General features: G+C 33.9%; 21 protein-coding genes. 2 read left to right on the top strand and 19 right to left on the bottom strand.

Annotation, left to right across the window (positions count from 1 at the left end):
* Positions 1-233: 233 nt before the first annotated feature.
* From ACIQXF_RS02610 to ACIQXF_RS02535, 16 genes are all read right to left on the bottom strand, one after another.
* Positions 234-1,109 carry a helix-turn-helix transcriptional regulator gene (locus tag ACIQXF_RS02610; RefSeq protein WP_402778700.1) on the bottom strand — a complete coding sequence of 292 codons (876 nt, stop codon included), beginning with the start codon at positions 1,107-1,109 and terminating at the stop codon, positions 234-236.
* A gap of 169 nt (positions 1,110-1,278) precedes the next feature.
* On the bottom strand, positions 1,279-2,997 hold the full coding sequence (locus tag ACIQXF_RS02605) for an ABC transporter ATP-binding protein (protein WP_402779082.1): 1,719 nt from the start codon (positions 2,995-2,997) through the stop codon (positions 1,279-1,281).
* Entirely contained in the window at positions 2,990-3,730 is a 741-nt protein-coding gene (locus ACIQXF_RS02600) for a MerR family transcriptional regulator (RefSeq protein ID WP_402778697.1), read from the bottom strand. Before ACIQXF_RS02600 ends, ACIQXF_RS02605 begins: the two co-directional genes overlap by 8 nt.
* A gap of 222 nt (positions 3,731-3,952) precedes the next feature.
* On the bottom strand, positions 3,953-4,609 hold the full coding sequence (locus ACIQXF_RS02595; RefSeq protein ID WP_402778695.1) for a zf-HC2 domain-containing protein: 657 nt from the start codon (positions 4,607-4,609) through the stop codon (positions 3,953-3,955).
* Positions 4,596-5,087, bottom strand: a complete 492-nt coding sequence (locus ACIQXF_RS02590; protein ID WP_402778692.1) for an RNA polymerase sigma factor — start codon at positions 5,085-5,087, stop codon at positions 4,596-4,598. Before ACIQXF_RS02590 ends, ACIQXF_RS02595 begins: the two co-directional genes overlap by 14 nt.
* A 514-nt stretch (positions 5,088-5,601) precedes the next feature.
* Positions 5,602-5,976, bottom strand: coding sequence for a hypothetical protein (locus tag ACIQXF_RS02585; RefSeq protein WP_402778689.1), 375 nt, complete (start codon positions 5,974-5,976; stop codon positions 5,602-5,604).
* Positions 5,964-6,164 (bottom strand): hypothetical protein, encoded by a 201-nt coding sequence (locus ACIQXF_RS02580; RefSeq protein WP_402778686.1) that lies wholly within the window; start codon positions 6,162-6,164, stop codon positions 5,964-5,966. Before ACIQXF_RS02580 ends, ACIQXF_RS02585 begins: the two co-directional genes overlap by 13 nt.
* 42 nt (positions 6,165-6,206) lie before the next feature.
* A complete protein-coding gene (locus ACIQXF_RS02575) occupies positions 6,207-6,734 on the bottom strand; it encodes a class I SAM-dependent methyltransferase (protein ID WP_402778683.1) in 528 nt (175 codons plus the stop codon).
* A 1,234-nt stretch (positions 6,735-7,968) separates the two neighbouring features.
* Complete coding sequence (locus tag ACIQXF_RS02570) at positions 7,969-9,168, bottom strand: hypothetical protein (protein WP_402778681.1); 1,200 nt, start codon at positions 9,166-9,168, stop codon at positions 7,969-7,971.
* 14 nt (positions 9,169-9,182) lie between these two features.
* Positions 9,183-10,016: a hypothetical protein gene (locus ACIQXF_RS02565; protein WP_402778678.1), complete on the bottom strand. Its 834-nt coding sequence runs from the start codon at positions 10,014-10,016 to the stop codon at positions 9,183-9,185.
* Positions 10,013-10,702: an ABC transporter ATP-binding protein gene (locus ACIQXF_RS02560; protein WP_402778675.1), complete on the bottom strand. Its 690-nt coding sequence runs from the start codon at positions 10,700-10,702 to the stop codon at positions 10,013-10,015. Before ACIQXF_RS02560 ends, ACIQXF_RS02565 begins: the two co-directional genes overlap by 4 nt.
* Positions 10,699-11,088, bottom strand: coding sequence for a GntR family transcriptional regulator (locus ACIQXF_RS02555; protein WP_402778672.1), 390 nt, complete (start codon positions 11,086-11,088; stop codon positions 10,699-10,701). Before ACIQXF_RS02555 ends, ACIQXF_RS02560 begins: the two co-directional genes overlap by 4 nt.
* 367 nt (positions 11,089-11,455) lie before the next feature.
* On the bottom strand, positions 11,456-11,806 hold the full coding sequence (locus ACIQXF_RS02550; protein WP_402778670.1) for a hypothetical protein: 351 nt from the start codon (positions 11,804-11,806) through the stop codon (positions 11,456-11,458).
* 65 nt (positions 11,807-11,871) lie between these two features.
* Positions 11,872-12,279, bottom strand: a complete 408-nt coding sequence (locus ACIQXF_RS02545; protein ID WP_402778667.1) for a GNAT family N-acetyltransferase — start codon at positions 12,277-12,279, stop codon at positions 11,872-11,874.
* Between the two features lie 94 nt (positions 12,280-12,373).
* Positions 12,374-13,159, bottom strand: a complete 786-nt coding sequence (locus ACIQXF_RS02540; RefSeq protein ID WP_402778664.1) for a hypothetical protein — start codon at positions 13,157-13,159, stop codon at positions 12,374-12,376.
* Positions 13,160-13,210: 51 nt separating this feature from the next.
* On the bottom strand, positions 13,211-13,348 hold the full coding sequence (locus tag ACIQXF_RS02535) for a hypothetical protein (RefSeq protein WP_402778662.1): 138 nt from the start codon (positions 13,346-13,348) through the stop codon (positions 13,211-13,213).
* A gap of 470 nt (positions 13,349-13,818) precedes the next feature.
* Between ACIQXF_RS02535 and ACIQXF_RS02530 the strand changes: the two genes are divergently transcribed.
* Positions 13,819-14,724 (top strand): C40 family peptidase, encoded by a 906-nt coding sequence (locus tag ACIQXF_RS02530; RefSeq protein ID WP_402778659.1) that lies wholly within the window; start codon positions 13,819-13,821, stop codon positions 14,722-14,724.
* Between the two features lie 300 nt (positions 14,725-15,024).
* Here ACIQXF_RS02530 and ACIQXF_RS02525 read toward each other — a convergent pair whose 3' ends face one another.
* From ACIQXF_RS02525 to ACIQXF_RS02515, 3 genes are all read right to left on the bottom strand, one after another.
* On the bottom strand, positions 15,025-15,546 hold the full coding sequence (locus ACIQXF_RS02525; RefSeq protein ID WP_402778656.1) for a hypothetical protein: 522 nt from the start codon (positions 15,544-15,546) through the stop codon (positions 15,025-15,027).
* A 117-nt stretch (positions 15,547-15,663) separates the two neighbouring features.
* Positions 15,664-16,371 (bottom strand): DNA alkylation repair protein, encoded by a 708-nt coding sequence (locus tag ACIQXF_RS02520; protein WP_402778653.1) that lies wholly within the window; start codon positions 16,369-16,371, stop codon positions 15,664-15,666.
* Positions 16,372-16,535: 164 nt separating this feature from the next.
* Entirely contained in the window at positions 16,536-17,966 is a 1,431-nt protein-coding gene (locus tag ACIQXF_RS02515; protein ID WP_402778650.1) for a DHA2 family efflux MFS transporter permease subunit, read from the bottom strand.
* Between the two features lie 169 nt (positions 17,967-18,135).
* Between ACIQXF_RS02515 and ACIQXF_RS02510 the strand changes: the two genes are divergently transcribed.
* Entirely contained in the window at positions 18,136-18,675 is a 540-nt protein-coding gene (locus tag ACIQXF_RS02510) for a TetR/AcrR family transcriptional regulator (RefSeq protein WP_402778647.1), read from the top strand.
* The last annotated feature ends 15 nt before the right edge of the window (positions 18,676-18,690 follow it).

The following is an 18,690-nucleotide window of genomic DNA, read 5'->3' as shown; positions in this document are numbered from 1 at the left end:
AATAGAGGCAGTACCCAAAATAGGTACTGTCTCTTTTTCTAATGTGCTTCTTCAACTAAACTGCAGCGTTAGCTTACGAAGCGACTGTTATTATTGAACAGCCGCCCCTGTTTGTTTAAGCTTCACAGTGTATCTATAAAACGTTGATGGATTAACAAGACAAATTTCTTCTTTTCCACGTCGCTTTTCAAATTTAGGCTTAGTACTAAATCTCCTAGGGGTATCAAAAATAATCACCCTTCATCGAATCCTAAATTAATCGGCTCTAATGGCAAGTTTTCTTGACCAAGCATATTTGTTGATGTAACAGATAAATCTACTTCTTCAAACTTAAATCCATCAGCCCACACTTTACCTGTTCCTGTTAATAGAATACCGAAGTGAATTGAAGCACTTTCTTTTGGTACATCTAATACAATCGAATAGAAGTTCCAGTCCGTTGTACCCTGAATCGGTCGATTATCCATATTATCAAACTGAATCACATCACCTGTATTATTATCAACTCGACACCAAACTCCACATTTTACAACTTCGTCTGTCTTTAAGAAACAAGACACTTTAATACGTTTTCCTACCCAATTCTCTGCTGAAAAACTTTGCATCATTGTCCCGAATTTATCTTCACCTACATCTGTTTTCGAAGACAGTAAACCTGATTTCTTGCCCGTATGAAATACTTGTCCATCAGCTTTCATTTCATAAGAAGTTGGATGCGAACCACTTAAAATCCAGCCTTTGATTGTCGTTAAATCAGTCATATTTTTTTCCTCCGTCCCTTGAAGTATTCGCATGCTTTTGCGATATTTGCCAGGTGGCATTTTATATAGCTCTTTAAAAGAACGTGTGAATGCTTCTTGTGATTGAAAACGTAACTCAAACGCAATTTGAAGTATCGATTCATCTGAATATAATAAATACATTGCTGCTACTGCGAGTCTTCGTTTTCGAATATATTCACTTATCGTCAATCCAGTTTCTTGTTTGAAAATACGTGATAAATGAAATTTTGAATAGCCGATATGCGATGCAAAATCATCTAACTGCCAATCATCCAATAAACACTCTTCTAAAGAACAAATTACCTCTTGAGTTACTTCGCTATACATATTGCTCACCTCACTTCCTGATTTTAGAGGATTTGTAATTTTATTTTTTGATATTGATTGCTATTTTACTATTCTTACTATAATTGAGTGGATATTATAGTAAGTGCGTTTCCAATTTGTTTCACTATGTAACAACTTTACTACTTTATGCAAACTCGATAATCATTCATTATATAGCTTCTGTCGTCATTAATTTAATTAGCTGTTTATAGTAAGTGTGGTTTTCTTGAAGCTCCTCATGTTTTCCAGAACCAGTAATCTGACCATCCTCAAACACTAGAATTTGATCCGCATGTGTAATTGTCGATAAGCGATGTGCAATAATAACCGTTGTACGTTCTTTCATTACATGCTCGAATGCCTTTTGTACTTCTCTCTCTGAGTCATTATCAAGGTTAGATGTTGCTTCATCTAATAATAATATCGCCGGATTTCGGAATAATGCACGTGCTATCGCTATCCGCTGTCTTTGCCCACCTGATAATTTAATTCCTCCCTCCCCTACTTCTGTATCTAAGCATTTTTCAAATTGTTGGACAAAATCCCATGCATAAGCGTTTTTTAATGCCCTTATAATATCTGCTTCTAAAATGTCAATTTTGCCATAAGTTACATTATCTCGAATTGTTCCGTTCATGAGTGGTGCTTCTTGCGATACATAACCAAATAGACTGCGCCACTGCTTTAAATCGATACTTTCAATAGGCTGTTTTCCAAAGCGTATAGTCCCATCTGTTACATCATAAAATTGTTCTATTAAAGAAAACATTGTGGTCTTTCCTCCCCCACTGGCACTAACCAATGCGGTTGTTTTTCCTGCTGGAATCGTAAAGGAAATGCCTTTTAAAATTGGGTTATCATTGTATTGAAACGCAACATTCTCAAAAACAATCGACTCATTGGGAGACGAAATAACACTCATCCCATGCCCTTCGATTGGTTCGTTCAAAATTTCTTGTAATCGTTCTGTTGCCCCCATCGCTTTTTGAAGCGCAGTGAAAAATGTTGCCATTTGCGTAAATGGCATAATAATTTGCACAAGGTAAATCATAATCGCTACAAGTTCACCTGCTGAAATCGCACCAGTCGCTACTCTTGCGCCACCATAGCCAAATAATAAAATGAGCACAACCATCATAATGAACGTCATAATCGGTGATAAAACCGCTAAAATTTTTGCTTCCTTCAAGCCAAATCGATACAAATGATGAATTTTTTCTTCGCCATTTTGCTGCTCGAAATTTTCGGTTTGCGAAGTTTTTACGAGTCGAATATTCGTTAATACACGCCCCAACTGTCCCGTAAAACTGGCAAGCTCGTCTTGATTTGCTTTCGCGATTTTATGTATACGCTGTCCAAGAGGCAGAGTCAATAAAATTGCAACTGGAACTGCAATTAGCATCAGTAGGGTCATCTTCCAATCAATGATGATTAATATTATTACTGCACCAACAATAGCAAATAAACCTGAAATAAAACTAATCAAATGATCTGTAATAAGCTCCTTAATAACATTAGAATCTTGCGTAATTCTGCTCATTGTTTCACCAGATTCATGTGCATCAAAGTAAGGAATACGTAACCGTAAAACATGCGCCCATACCGTATTGCGCAAATTAGCCACAATTCTTTCCCCAAGCTTACGCATCATATAAAACGTTACTCCACTCAGTACAGCTTGGGAAATCAGAAATGCACCTACTAATAATATTGACTGCAATGAAAAGCCAATCGTTGAAAAATCATTAATCATTCTCATCGTAACTAAGGGAACAGCCAACCCGATTAGTGTTTCAACAATACTTAGTAAAAGAGTGCCTATCGTGAGTTTCTTCGACAATCGATTACTATTAACAAGCTGCCAAAGTCCTCTTACAGAATTATTCATCATCCTTACCTCCGTAAATCCCAAGTCTGTCAGCCTGTGAAATCAACCAGTCTTCCTCTTCCTTTGTAAAGGGTGTAGGAAATAACCATTCATTTATTTGAATATCCTCATATTCCTTTAATACTTCTACTAGCTCTTCTACTATATCTTGTGGAATTAATGAGAATAACTGATCGATTAACGATTTCAAATATTCGTCTTGAGGCGGTTGAATGTATGCTTGCTTCAACTGATTTGCTAAATCTATGTATTTTTGATTTAATTCAATAATATTCATTCCGAAAAAGTCATATAGACGCTCTACCAACTCATCAGGTAATATACTTCGCCAATAGTCCCTTTGTTCATCCTCTTTTAGTAAGTTAAAAATCACCGTTAAAAAAATTGATGTATCGATTACTTCACTTTGTTTTCCTATTTCAATCGCCTGTTCCAAGCTCGCAATAACACGATCAATTTGGTTTCGCTTCTTCTCTAGTTGTAGTTTTTGAAACATTAATGATTCTATTAGCTGCTGTTCCCCATTCCGTAAAATATCTTCAATCTCCTCCAATGAGTAATCTAAGTATTTTAATGTTACTATTTTTTGAACTGTTTCAATGCTACCGTCATTGTAATAACGATGACCCGAATCTGAAATAAAACATGGTTCTAGCAATCCCTTTTCACTATAAAATCGTAACGCTCGTACCGTTAGCCCCGTCTTTTTCGCAAATTGACCAATTGAATACATATTTTCATCTCCCTTTTCTTTAGTATAAAATCTACCGTTACGTCAGATGCAACTACTTTAATTCACTTAACAAAAAAAAGAACACAACCTATCGTGTTCTTTAATAAATGGTAATCTTATATAATTAACACGACGATTTATATTTCTGTGAAAGTATGAACCGCACTACTTATGATACGGTTCTCCGTAACATGCTTAAATGCGGTTTTATTTACTTCCTATTTACCTCTCCCAAATCAACGTCATTTGTTGTAAAAGTTCTTCCCATGTTTGCTCTTTTTCTTTGGTTACTTTATCAAGTTCAAAGTCCCCATAGTAAACTGCATCAATAGTTTCACTATCTCCTAACTCTAATCGTTCAGGTCCAATTCTTTTTTCCTCTCGTAAAAAGTTATTAGTAGGCGAATGGGCGATTGTTTTAACATAATAAATTAAGCTAATTTTTTTTACTTCCCCATCTATTTCAACTTCTAAAGGGTGTGTCGTATGCGATCCTGCATGACTTTCTCCAAAATAATTTAAAACAAGCGTTCCATCTGCCGTTTCTTCAAGTTCAAATAAATCTGCTGTATAAGGAATGGGCTTTTCGTAATGAAATATGAATGAAAATAGTGCAAATCCTATTAATGTGGTCGTTAAAACAGAACCAAAAATAAGAAGCCATTTTTTGCGATTCCATCGTTTCTTAAGCTGACTGAACAAAGTGGCTTTATTTTCAATTGGTACATAAAGCGTTCCTTTCATTTGCTCATATTCATTTCTACAATCCTCACATGTAAGTAAATGCTCATTAACTAACGATTTCGTATCATCACTTACTACCTCATCTACATAAAGTGGCAGCAAATCTTGAATGACTGTACATTTAATATCTTTCATCTTGTTTCGCCTCCATATACGCTGTTATTTTCTTTTTTGCACGGTAATACGTTACTCTAGCCCAGCCATCACTTTTTCCAAATAAATGCCCAATTGCCTCAAAAGAAAGCTCACCAAATGTTCGAAGGGAGAAAACTTCTTTATATGGCTCTTCCATTGCGTGTAAAAATCGATGAATCACCAACGCTCGTTCTTCGTCCATCAAATAATCTACAAGTTGGACATCCTTTTGCGCTGAATTTCCTTCCATGTTTATCACTCGTTTTTGCTTTTTATAATGCGTAAAGTATGTATTTTTAGCGATTGTAAAAAGCCACGCTCTCACATCTTTTTTGCCATCAAACTGATGAAACGATTTCAGCGCCTTAAAAAATGTTTCTTGTGTAATTTCTTCTGCTATATCCTTGTCAGCTACTAAAGACTTTGTATATAAGTAAACATCATGAAAATACGCTTGATAAATTTCCTCAAAGTTCACTTTCTCCCCTCCTTCACTTAAATAACTAACGAAATAATAAAACGTTACAAGATTTTCAAAAAATAAGTAGACATATTCATTTTATCTGAATATGCCTAAGTATTAATTAAATATTTATGTGCTAGATAATGCGATTTTTTTCGAATATAGGTTATTGAACATATTCCATATACCCTAGTAAATAAGCACCAATAAAAATAACAAGTATGCCTATTAATGAGCTTAAAAGTAACCCGGATTTTTGCCATGTAAAATAAGGCGCATCTATATCACTATGGTTATCATTCGTTCGTCAAAAAGCCCCCAAAGCGTCGTTTGGTCACATTTCTTAACTTAGCGTTGTAAATCCCCATAATTTTGAAGGTACTCCTTGTTGCACTAAACTGCCCCGTTAGTTTAATAAGAAAAAGGAGCTACTAATGCAACTCAATGTTCTTCAAGTAAAGCACCCTTTTGTTTAAGAACATTTATTCACAATATTAGGTAGTATTACCTAACTACCTGTACTATCAAACTAAATAGCCACCAAAACAGAAAAAGGAGTTGAAGAAGTGTCCTCAGACACCTCTCCAACTCCTAATTTCAATTCTTGTAACACATCAATATTCAGCATGATTTGAATGCTTTCAATCTTACGCTTTTCCTCAATCGTAACCTGATGAATTAACAAATGTAATAGCCGCTTACGTTGTTCTCTTGTGAAAGAATTTTTAAATGCCTTATCAAAATTCTCGAATATGACTTTCACCTGTTCATACATTATTTTTGTTATAGTTGCCGCTCTTAGTTGCTCCATTAACGGTTCCATAATAATCTTGATATCATTCATCTGCTGTTCAATAAGTTGCGATTTCTCGATATATTCATCTTTCATAATCAACTCATCCATATAGGCTCATTGTGGAGTAGTTCTTCCATTTTATTGAAATCATATGGATCGGCATAGTCTGTTCGTACAGAATTCGAGCGACAAACATTCGTCCCTTTGTTTTTCCATGCTTCACATCCATAGTATTCTAGCACTCTTTTCTTACCAGAATTTTTTCGGTTCGTTGTGCGACTATGACTATTCAACATTGGATTATGCTAAAGCAATATGGACACCTACTCTATGATTATTTACTTTTCATGCCACGATAATTGTACCTGGCGTTTTCTACAAATCGTTAATCCTGGTGAAATTGGGATCGTCATCAATTCATATAATTCTGTTTCCTTTGATAATTCTTCAACTGCTTGGTAGGCAGTCTCACACAAAGATGGCTGCATCATATACTCATTTTCAGGATGCGTATCATGCAATAAAATTAATCCATGTGAGGAAACGAATGGAAAAAAGTCCTTAAAATCTTGTAATACTGCCTCTTTCGAATGATCTGCATCGATGAATAACATATCAATTTGTAGAGGATGAATCGTTAATTCTTTAGCAAATTCCTGTGTGGTACCATTAAAAAATTGGGCATTCTCTGATTTTGTCATATAATTGCCGGCACCAGGGGTAATATCTACTCCTATTAAGCGTTCAGCCACAGGAATTATTTGATTAAAAAGCTTACAATGCTGTATTCCTAACTCCACATATACCTTTGGACGGACAAGACTTGCCAAGTTAAAGATAAAGTCTTCATGCCAGTTTGTTTTCACATTACTCAACCCTTCACACTATTTATTGATTAGTCCAATGAATTATTATTACTTTAGTTCAATCCGTTGAAATTGTATTTATAAATACAATTTCATCAAAAAAACTCTAGATCAAAACATCAAGCATTTGTATTATTCACATGACACTCAAACATACAAACTAATAGTTATAGTCTTATATTATGACCACTTTGAAGCTCTACTTTTAGTCATTCTGTATAATATTTCAACGAACTAAAAAGTGTTACACCATCTACTCTGAGGATAAGGTCAATAGATCGTCTAAGAAGTAAGTAAAAGGGGACTTTGGGTTAAATAAGTTATTACAAGCGTTGCACTACCCTTATCCTGTATTTCGAAACACCCAAAATATTCAATAATCTCTTTTTATGCATAGAAAAAGTCCCTTATAATTGAACATCAAAAAGCTCTACGCTCACGGCGAATGAGCTATTTATTATCAAGTATACGTGGAGCTCATCGTATTTCCCTTGAATATTTAGCTCAAATTGAAATCAAGAGTAAACGGAAAATCCTGCAAATCAGCCAATATTTAAGGGCTTCTTTATGGAAACCAACCTACATCTGACTTCAAAAAAATTCGAAGGAAAAGCCGTTCCATAAAACGAAAACTGTCACTGTTTCACACATATAATTGTAAATAAAAATCAAATGCATAGACCACCCTTACTGGAGTGGTTACTACTAGGTCTACTTTTTAAATCCAATAATTAAAGCTAATTGGATATTGGCTTTTTATAGATGAAAGAGATTTCTAACTGTACCTAAAAACCTCACCTACTTATGGTACGGTTCACCGAAACTAATAGTAAAATCGTTATAAAAATGGAATTTATTATAAGACTAACCTGCTTCTTAAGTAAAAAAGCGTTTCAATTTATTCTAGAATTTAATCTAATTTTTTGACAAATAAAACTCTGTCTTGATTTGGTCCATCACGGTCTGTAATTATTGATAGACTATCAACAATTCTATCTCTACTCAATTTCAAAAAGGAATCCTATTAGAAAACCCACAAGTTTACCATCCTTTTCTGCAATGAAACTTGTTTATGTAAAATGGTCGAAGAATAATTTGATAATAATTCACAATCATCTACCCAAGGATCAAAAATCGGTAGATATGAATCATAGAATTCATACCTACCAAAGCTACTTACTCTAATTTTGGGATCACCAATTAAACACCATCAAAATTTTAAATTGTATGTTCTTTAATTAATGTTATATAAATCCTCGATATTAAGTGTGTAATCTGCATTTATATTTTCTCTGTTTTCGAGGATGATTTTACCTTCATATAATGATTCACCTGTACGTAAATCACCGATAAACAACAAATGACCGTCAGAAACACGATTCACTAAATATACCTTACCATCTGTAATCTTTAAAAAAGGAATATCTTCATCACTAACTTTGCTTGAATATTTTATATTTAAAGGCTCTTCCCACTGTTTCTTTTCAATATTGTAACGGTTCAACTCTAAACCGTTGGCTGAATGAACAGGAATATATATATATGATTCATAAAGAACCATCCACTTGCTATATGGATTTAATTTGTCAGGGATTATCCACTCCTCAACTTCATTAGTAGTGTTGTTATAAATATATGTTTGGCTAGAGATAATTTCTGGCTCTGCTCCTTCTCCCTTATAGTTATTGTATTTTCTTACCATATATAAGAAGTGATTTTCCTTTTTAATATTGTATTCATTAAAAATACGGATACCTTCCATGCCTCTTTCTTCCGATGCTAATTTTGCAAGGACTGAGTCATCCTCTAATTCCATTTTGTTTTCATCAACTGTAAATATATGCAGCTCCTCCCCACCATTAATGAGATAGATCGTTGCCAATATCCTTATTTTACCTTCTCCTACATAAACACCCCTCACATTGATCCAGTCATAGCTTGCTTGTGCTGGCGTATTGATTTTGAAAGAAGAACTGTCATTTGTATTTTTATCAAGTGTATCGATTTGAAGAGTTAAAAAATCTCCTCTGCCCTCTTTTTGACCATTATCTTTAAAGGTTGTGTAAATCAAATGTGCTTCGTCTTCAAAAAACTTATTCTGATACAAGTCTTTTCCTCGCATAAATTTGCGATATTTTTGTATGAATTCCCCAAATATTTCATCTTCATTCGAAGCGTTCAAACCCGCAAAAAATGATCGATTCATCCTGTTAGTAGAACTATCCTTTGTTATGTACAACCAACGATGAATATCTCCACTTTGAAAATTTGTTTGAAGGATAAGATTTTCTACTTCTTCCTTGTTCCCACTAATAGCTTCAATTTTAAAGGATACATCATTTTTGGGAGCCATTGCTGCTTGTTGGAAATAATAAGTACCGATTGTCACCACGACTATTAAACTAATCAATATTGTTTGCCAATATTTTTTCATTGTCAATCCTCCCGTCAGACTCTGATTTTATGTTTTAGCAAATGATGTGCAAACCAAATGGCACTTCCTAAAACGACGATACTTGCTACCATTACCATTAAGAAGATTTCAAGTGGGTAAAAGTAGTTTGTATAAAAATCTGCCAAAAATATTGGAGCAAAAAAGACACCGAGTGATAGTAATCCATAAAAAATTGCCCCGAAAATTCCTTTCAAACCATAACTCCGCTCAATTAAAATGGCCGTGAAAAGTACTGCTACAGCTAAGAACCCGAGTGCATATACTAAAATGAATTCTGTAAAGGTATTCGGATAAAACCAGCTCCACATTTCTAGACTATATCTATAACTATCATAAATTGAAAAACTAGATTGGAAATCTGTTGGTATAATACTATTCACGACTTGTTTTTCTATCAAAATTAACATTATTTGCAAAGCAATTAAACCAAGCACCAAAAGCATAATGGCCGTTAATTTAGCGAAATAAATAGTAATTCTTTCAGTTGGCAACATTAGTAATCTATAAATGAACGTATTTTTTCCAAACCAATCCCGATACCATATAAAGAAAACATAAATCATCAACATAGCGATACAAAAAAAGACTGGCAACAGAAACCATCCAGAATTAGCGAATTGATAAAAAGAAAAAGTTCCATTTGCCTCAATATATTGGTTCATGGATAATTGCTTTTCAGCCATCACCTGTTTTGCATCTCTCATATATACTTGTGAGACAATCACCGCCCCAATGACCTGGCATACAGTTGTCAAACCTACTAGGATTAGATACAATTTAAAAAATCGACTGATTTCGAAATTAACTAGTTTTAAATAGTTTTTCATCCCCGATATACCTCCCGCATAATATCAACGACTGATTTCCCTTCATTCTCACGCACTTCCTCCACGCTAAATTCCTTTACTACTTCACCGTTATCAATAAGAACTGCTCGATCAATCAAGTGCTCAATATCACTAATTTCATGCGTTGTGATAATGACACCACGCTCTTCAATTAAATGGCTTGTAAACACTTCTGCAATCTGTTCACGAGAGAAAATATCGATACCAGAGAATGGTTCATCCATTAGTAAATAATCTACATCAAGTGCCAAACCTAATAGCATATTCACTTTAGCTGTATTCCCCTTGGATAAATTAGCAATCCGTTCAGTTGGGTTTAGTTTAAAAAATTGCAGTAACTCTTCTGCTCTATTAGTGTTCCAATTATTATAAAAATCAGCCATGAACGCTAAGGCTTCACTGATTTTCATTTGTGGCAACATCGTAATCGTATCTGGAATAAAGGTAATTTTCTCAAAGCTTTCTTTTCGGATTTTTTCCCCATCAATCAAAATCTCACCGCTATTAATCGGAGTAAGCGCCATAATAGCTTTCATGATTGTCGTCTTTCCGACTCCATTTATTCCGATTAAACAAGTAATTTCACCTTTTTCAGCAGTAAAAGAAAGACCTTTTAAAACCTGTTTCCTGCCGTATTTTTTCTTGACATTTTTTACTTCGATCATTTCGATCCCTCCGCTTCACCGCTTTCGGCATCATGTTTTTTCTTAACTAGTTCCAACACTTCGGATAGCGGCACATTGATGGATTTAATAGAACCTAAAAATAAGTCAACCGCTTCGATAATCAATTCTTCACGGACACTTTTAAGGACCGCTTCATTTTTAGTAATGCAGCTCGGCATATTCCCTTCAGTAAAAATCAATCTTTGTTCCTCCATTTCCTTATAAGCTCGTTGTGCGGTATTGGGGTTAATCTTCAGCTGATTGGCCAGTTCCCTTCTTGAAGGAATCTCCTGACCAGGTTCATAATAACCCTTGGCGATTTGCTCTTTAAAATGCCGGATAACCTGGACATAAACTGGATCCCGATTATTAAACTTTACAGTCAATTAACTCAACTCCCGGAAAATCATATTTTCGTGTATTAACCACTTAATACAGATTGGGCATAATAATTGGGCAATTTACTTTTTATAAAGATACACCCATTATTTAGCCATTGCCTGCTAATCTGTCTGGTGTATTAACAACTTAATACACCATCCTCAAAAAAACGTAAAGATGTATTAAACATATAATACACTCTTCGTGATGTATTATACGCTTAATACACTTTTTATGTCAACCGAATTTATGGAAAAAAATCTCTATGATTAAAGGGATAACCAGTTTTTAAAGTACCGATAATAGCTTGTACTTGTATTAACAAACTTTACCTTGGATTTTTGAAAACAGAAATACGTACCAATATTTAGTTTAATAAGGAACGGCCTTCTCTTTATTTTTAATTAGAAACATAATCCACCAAACAAGTATATATAAGTAACCTATGATTGCGTAAATAGCCCAGGGAGATCCTTGTTGTAAATGAGTAACTAAATGTTCAAACTCATCCACTCCTTTTTCTCTCCCAATGCTGTTTATAATACTAATTATAGGTATTGTTATTGTAATAAATATGGTGATAAAGGATAAAATTATCTTTTTCTTTCGAATCACACTAAATATTGCAGTTCCCAATGTTGCTATTATAAATAAGTAATAAATGATCCAAACCCAGTTAGGAAGAGTCTCCCAATACATTTTTTCACCTCGTTTGAATTGCACCGTTAACACAAGAAGTGACTGATCCCATTGAACAATCGCATCTGATAGTGAATAACAAATTAGATTTAACGATCTACACTTTTTGTCATTCCAATGGAAAATTTCTTAAACCCAAAAGTTTCATAATAGGTTTGCAAGCTTTCAACACACATTAGTTGAGGAATTACTCGATTTTGCTCACAATGTTGAATTATTCGATTCAGCATTTCTTTGCCGATACCTTCAGACTGATAGCTTGGTAGAACACATAATCCACATATTATTCCAGTAATTACACCATCTGAAATAACACGTCCCATACCCACTAATTGTTTTTCGTCATAAGCATAAATTGCATACCAACTTTGATTGCACATTTGCTCCAAATCATTAATTGTTAATTTAAGTGAATTCCATCCTAGAGATTCATATAAGGTTAATAACTGCTCAAAGTCATTAGGGGGTTCTATCGTATAATGTATTGATTTTTCCATATAATCACCTCCGAATTTTTGTATATTCCAGTTTAACATCATTGCTTTAACGTAGATTTTCCCATTATCCTGCTCCGTTATAAAATAATAAAGTTTAAGATGATTGATTATTTATTAAATCATTATAATACTTCTCTGGATTAGAAATATTATTATCAATAAAAAACTTTGCCTGCCCTTTGAACATATCAATGTAAGAATCTCTACTAATAGTTAAATCTCCTAATTCAGCAACGTCTCCCTGAACTTGTATAGTATTTGCTTGCAAGTCAATAACAACAGTCATATATATTTTTTCTTTGTATAAAACAGTACCAATTACTTGTTGCTTCACTAAGTTGACAACAGGAAATTCATGACGTACTCCTGTTGGTTTAAAAAACGTATATCCAATATTAGATTTATCTATGTTATCATTCATTTTTGCACCCATTAAATTTAAAAGTGATGAAAATTCATAAAAAGAATTTAATACATCATCCCCTAATGGATGAGCAAATTCTTTAGTTTTTAAAGGTAAAATTCCTTCCTTTTCAAGTTGTTGCAGATATTTCTGAAATTCTGTATCAATAGCTTCGATATACTCTTTTAGCTTAAATTGATAGTTAAATATACCATCTGGATAATGGCTTGTATGTTCAATAAAAAGGTTTGTACCATCACTGGAAAATATATAGTAATCAAAGTTTCCATGACAATCCAATCTTGCCTCACTGATTTCTCCTTTATATAGAGAGGAAAGAGTTGAGAAAAAATGTGGGATAGCTACAAAACCTATACCTGATTTAAAACTAAATAACTGTGTGTCATTCGAAACGTCAAATTGAATATCTCCACCACTGAAACGAATATCAATAAAACATTTATAATTAGAATCCATACAATCTACCTCCATTACTATTTTTTATTGACAATCTATTAGGTAGAACCTTTATTTCTTATCCCTAATTTCTTCTAAAATTTCTATCATACGATTATTTTGTGTTTCTATTTTCTTTAATCTCTTTTCTATAATATTTGAAGAAAAAAATACAATAAGTATAAGTGCAATGCCAATGGTTAATTCCATATTCATCCTCCTTTGAATACAGTTATCTATTATAATAGCATAACTACATAACCTATATTTTACATATCTGTTATTGAATTAACCTGCGCATAAACCCAAAAATGATCATTATTGATGATTAGCGCTGCTTTCTTTAATTTCTTTTATCTAAAACTATAAATTCACCAGTTGCCAATCATTTCTCCCCTCTCCCCTTTCTAATCCCTGTAGGGGAAACTGATATAATATCCCTAATAAAGATTTGATGAAATTTTAAAATTTACACTTATATACCACCCAACCCTATATTTTCATATATTTTTAGTAAAATTACCCACGATTATTGCAGGAGTTTTACAGAGTTAAAATTAAGGTTGCAATTTTGTTGTTTAGTAATAATCAGTAATATAAATGAAAAATCACGCTAATATGTTTCATGATATTCTTACTTTAGTCAAAAGCGAAAGCTATTTGAAAGGAGTAAGTTTTAATTGAAGAAAAAATGGTTACTACCAATTTTTGCATCTTTTACACTCTTCACAGGAATTGGTATTAGTGACGCTAAAGCAGCGACAATAACAGATATAACAAATACAGCAAAAGAATACATCGGAGTTCCTTATAAATATGGAGGAACAGATATTAAGACTGGTGTTGATTGCTCAGCATATACTCAATTGGTTTTTTCCAATTTAGGAATCTCATTAGAACGTACTTCACAAGCTCAATATCAGCAAGGTACTTCTATTTCAAAAGACAATTTAAAGACGGGGGATCTCGTATTTTTTAATACTTCAGGAGACGGTGTTTCGCATGTTGGAATATACATAGGTGATAGCAATTTTATTTCTGCTACTACAAGTTCTGGGGTTAAAATGGATAAAATTAACGACCCATATTATTGGGGATCTCGTTACATAGGTGCAAAACGTATTGCAAACTTCGATAATGGAGAAGTAAAAGGTACTGATATAGACTTTAGCATCTATGCGTCACGTGGAGAGGTAGCTCTTCGTTTAGCTAACATCTTACATTTAGATACAAGTGATACAAATTCAAGCTTCCCTGATGTTCAACCATCTTCTAAATATGCTGGTGCTGCTGTAGCACTAAAGAAAATTGGCGTTTTTACGGGTGATGAAAATGGAAAGTTCAATCCAGGTTCCCCTCTTACACGCGGTCAATTATCAAAAGTTTTAGTGGAAGCCTTTAAACTAAAACAACAAGGAAAAGCAGACGAATTCTCAGATGCTCCAAGTGCACATTGGGCATATAATTATGTAGCTATTCTTTCTTCCAATAAAATTACGGTAGGTAAGGGAGACGGAACATTTGGAGTAAACGACAATGTAACATTGATACAATTAGATGCCTTTACACAACGATTAACTCGATAACTTTTATCTTCATTCACGCCAAGGCGAAAATGATCATACTGAAATGGCGTCTCATACAAACATGAGGCGCCATTTTCTTTGACAAGATCTGAGAGTAGCTTGTTTAGTAATTTCACCTTCCGCACTTTTAAAGTTTTTTAGCAATGTATTTTTAACCCTTGAAATGAAATTTTAGATTAATTGAGGAATATGAAGTAAGCTGCGTAAATGAAATTGCATGATTTCAGCTTAAAAATAGCCCTTTTCACGAAAACCAGCTACACTCATATTTAAATACTTAAAGACAATCCAATTTTCCCCTTAATCTTCAACTGGATATGAATACCTTACCATCGTTTCACATTTAGAATCCGAGCATTCGAAATAATAGGGTTTTTCAGAGTCAGAACTTACGACTTTTACTTTATATCTATAAGGAAAACCATCAGTTTTGGCATGTTCGGTAAATTCCCCAACATCAACAGATACAATGTTTTCACTTTTTATATTAAGTGATTGGAATGCTCCCGATGCACCAGTTAATAAAATCTCTTTCTTCTGGAAATCATCATGTTTATGATGATTAAAATAACCAGCCACACCTATTGAACAAATGAAGAGAATCGTAATAGCTAGAATAGAAATAAAATTTGTTAATTTTTTGTTGTCCGATTTTACACCTATAACAAATAAACTGATCATAGTTGAAGTACAAATATGGGTGACTGTAAATATAATAGTAGGCTTTTGACTTAGAGAAATTTGATAAATAAATAATATAAATAAATACACAACAAATAATACAATCCATATGGGAATTAGATGTTTTTTATATGTTTTCATATTGGCGCACCTCGAATAATTTATTTACCCATTCCAATTTTACCATTATTAAGGTCCGTAACCAAAAAGGTGTTAATGAAAAACCTCCAAAGTAAAAAATTTGGAGGTTCCGTTTTTTTAACATCTTACATATTTACGTTTGAAACCAAGCTTTCCTTTTTCTATATCCTTTTGAATACTTTCGGAAGCGTGTAGAATACTACTTTTTTTCTTATCCCGTTTGACTTCGACTGGACCTACTTCCTTCGCAATTTCGAGCGCTTTTTCATGTTGTGGTACATATGAAATCCCAACCGTGTATAGAAAATTATTCATGGCTGATTTCGTTCGTTCTGGTGAATCGTGAATCGTATTTTTCACTTGCTCAAGCATGCTAGCAATTTTGCTCTCTGAAAATTCAACATCTAAGCGATTTCCTAAAAGCCAACAGTAGCAACTCCAACCCGCTGACATTCTCAACTCTTCACCACTAGCAATCCATTTATCAGCAACTTCCTGTGCAATATCTGCTTCCGCCAAAGTTACGGCTACCACATAATCAGACAGCATATAAAAATATGCCGAATCCATCCAACGATCAAAATCAGACGCAGTCATTGCTTTTGGATCTGCAATAATGCCTGCGAAGTACATGGCATCGTAGTTGCCTGTGGCATATAGTTCTTCCGCTAATGCTTGATCTATTTTTATGTTCTTTGCTATTGGCTTCATTGCCCCTGTTGCCACGCCAAAAAGTGGCTCATGCGCACCATTGGAAATGTATATTTTTTTAGTCCGTTCCTTACCGAGAGCTTTAAGCTCCTGCATAACCGTTTCTATATTCATTTTTTAGCACATCCTTTTTTATCGTTTGCCACTGAATTTTGACCATCAAGTATAACATCATTATCCTATAACCAAAGGCGATTTGTCAGCAAACAACCGTCTATGCAGATGCTCGTATTTTATGAAGTAAAAAAAGCCAGTACAAAATTGTACTGACTTAAAAGTTATGCTTGTTGTTTGAGCATTTTTTTAGATGGAACAAATAGCGTTAAAACAAATGCGATGATCGCTAAGATAGTCATGAAATAATAGGCATCACTTGAACCTAAGATGGAAGCAAGCGCGCGAATAGCTTCTACCGTAGCATTTGGTGTTTCTGCCATCAATGTATTCGCATGGTTTGTCGTTTGTGCTGTGAAAATTGTAATAACTACAGCAGCTCCAATTGCACCCGAAATTTGGCGTAGGGTATTATTCACGGCTGTTCCATGTGTTACAAGTGTTTTAGGTAAGGCATTCAAACCAGCTGTGTTCAATGGCATTGTGATAAAGCTCAATCCTATACGTAGGAAAATGGTGCGTATCATTAAAAAACTAAAAGCTGTTGTTTCTGTTAAGTCTGTGACAACCCACATTGAAGGAATGATAAAAATCAAACCGATAATAAATAACGGCTTTGCACCAAAGCGGTCATACATTTTCCCTGTAATTGGAGACATAAAGGCATTTACCAAAGCTCCCGGTAATAATAATAAACCAGCGTCTAATGCTGTAAATCCCCTTCCGTTTTGTAAATATATTGGTAATAATATCATATCCGCGTACATCATCATTGTGACAATCATGTTGATGATGGAAGTTAGCGTGAATACTTTATTGTTAAACACGGATAAATTAAGAAGTGGATCAGAAGATTTGATTTGTCGATAACAGAATATAGTTATCGTCACTATTCCCACAAGTATAGAAGCTATAACGACTTTATCATCCCAACCGTGGCTTCCTGCATTACTAAAGCCGTACAGTATAAGTCCAAAGCCAATTGTTGATAATATCACACTCATTATATCTAACTTCGCTTTTGCTGTTTCGGAAACATTAATTAAATATTTCATGGCCATTACAATGATAATCACGACTAATGGAATAAGTCCGATAAATAACCAACGCCATGAATAATAATCAATAACAAAGCCTGCTAATGTTGGTGCAATTGCTGGTGCGAAAATTATGGCGAGTCCTATTAGCCCCATCATACTGCCTCTTTTTTCTGGAGGAAAAATAAACATCACGATGCTCATTAGCAAGGGCATAATAATTCCTGCACCAACGGCTTGTATCATTCGACCAATTAGTAAGGTAGCAAAGTTTGGTGCTGCGGCACAAAGAATAGAGCCTATTAATAAAGAAAGCATTGAGCTTATAAATAATTGGCGAGTAGAAAAACGTTTCATCAAGTATGCAGTAATCGGGACTAGCACCCCGTTTACCAACATAAAGCCCGTAGATAACCACTGAATGGTTGTAGCAGAAACAGAAAATACGGCCATTAAATTACTTAATGCAACGTTTAACAGTGTTTGATTTAGTGTAGATAAAAAACATCCTAAGATTAAGACTGTTAATAATACTTTTTTATTGATTGATTCCGACATTACAAAATTCCTCTTTCTACTTGTTTTATTAACACTGTGTCAATAAAATAGATAATAACATTTTTATTTTTTGATGCCTATTTACAATTTTTCAAGAAGTGTTAATTAAACAACAAATTTAAAAAAACTATTAATGAAATTTGTATTTAATAGATAAAGGAGAATTAAATTGACCACACATAAAAAGCAAGACCCACGAGCTATTCGCTCTAAACGAGTGTTTAAAGAAGCTGTCGTAGATATATTGACTGAAAACCCGGATATTTCAAAACTTACAGTACAAAAAATAGCCAAGCGTGCTGAGCTAAATCGGGCAACTTTTTATTTACATTTTATAGATATTAATGATTTATTAAAGCAGGTAGTATACGATATTTTCGACGACCTGTCGTTGAAAATATCTCCGACTTTACAAATTGATAACTTAAATAATCAAGAACAATTAATTACACTTTTAGACTATTTTTATAAGCATCGAAAAATTTTAGCTGTTTTATTTGAGCACCCTGGTTTCAAAAGGAAATTTCATATGATGCTAACGGATTTGATTGTAATAAAACGTGAAAATGATGGTACTTCTACGAAATCAACTCTGTCAATGGATATTCTGGCATCTTCAGTACTTGGAATAATCATGTGGTGGCTCAAAGATGGGATTCAGTTCAGCTCTGAATATATAGCCAATCAAATTATTGAGTTATATCGATAATCTAAAAAAAACGTT

Source organism: Lysinibacillus sp. NPDC097231, assembly GCF_044761885.1.
Classification (GTDB): domain Bacteria; phylum Bacillota; class Bacilli; order Bacillales_A; family Planococcaceae; genus Lysinibacillus.
The sequence above is the reverse complement of the archived record's forward strand: the minus strand, read 5'-3'. Positions and strand labels throughout refer to the sequence as shown.

Coding starts and splice junctions, on each gene's coding strand:
- ACIQXF_RS02545 (WP_402778667.1), bottom strand. CDS start 12,279: ATGGAAAAATCAATACATTATACGATAGAACCCCCTAATGACTTTGAG.
- ACIQXF_RS02520 (WP_402778653.1), bottom strand. CDS start 16,371: ATGAATATAGAAACGGTTATGCAGGAGCTTAAAGCTCTCGGTAAGGAA.
- ACIQXF_RS02535 (WP_402778662.1), bottom strand. CDS start 13,348: ATGGAATTAACCATTGGCATTGCACTTATACTTATTGTATTTTTTTCT.
- ACIQXF_RS02610 (WP_402778700.1), bottom strand. CDS start 1,109: ATGTATAGCGAAGTAACTCAAGAGGTAATTTGTTCTTTAGAAGAGTGT.
- ACIQXF_RS02605 (WP_402779082.1), bottom strand. CDS start 2,997: ATGAATAATTCTGTAAGAGGACTTTGGCAGCTTGTTAATAGTAATCGA.
- ACIQXF_RS02585 (WP_402778689.1), bottom strand. CDS start 5,976: ATGGATGAGTTGATTATGAAAGATGAATATATCGAGAAATCGCAACTT.
- ACIQXF_RS02540 (WP_402778664.1), bottom strand. CDS start 13,159: ATGGATTCTAATTATAAATGTTTTATTGATATTCGTTTCAGTGGTGGA.
- ACIQXF_RS02570 (WP_402778681.1), bottom strand. CDS start 9,168: ATGAAAAAATATTGGCAAACAATATTGATTAGTTTAATAGTCGTGGTG.
- ACIQXF_RS02560 (WP_402778675.1), bottom strand. CDS start 10,702: ATGATCGAAGTAAAAAATGTCAAGAAAAAATACGGCAGGAAACAGGTT.
- ACIQXF_RS02580 (WP_402778686.1), bottom strand. CDS start 6,164: ATGTTGAATAGTCATAGTCGCACAACGAACCGAAAAAATTCTGGTAAG.
- ACIQXF_RS02515 (WP_402778650.1), bottom strand. CDS start 17,966: ATGTCGGAATCAATCAATAAAAAAGTATTATTAACAGTCTTAATCTTA.
- ACIQXF_RS02595 (WP_402778695.1), bottom strand. CDS start 4,609: ATGAAAGATATTAAATGTACAGTCATTCAAGATTTGCTGCCACTTTAT.
- ACIQXF_RS02565 (WP_402778678.1), bottom strand. CDS start 10,016: ATGAAAAACTATTTAAAACTAGTTAATTTCGAAATCAGTCGATTTTTT.
- ACIQXF_RS02525 (WP_402778656.1), bottom strand. CDS start 15,546: ATGAAAACATATAAAAAACATCTAATTCCCATATGGATTGTATTATTT.
- ACIQXF_RS02600 (WP_402778697.1), bottom strand. CDS start 3,730: ATGTATTCAATTGGTCAATTTGCGAAAAAGACGGGGCTAACGGTACGA.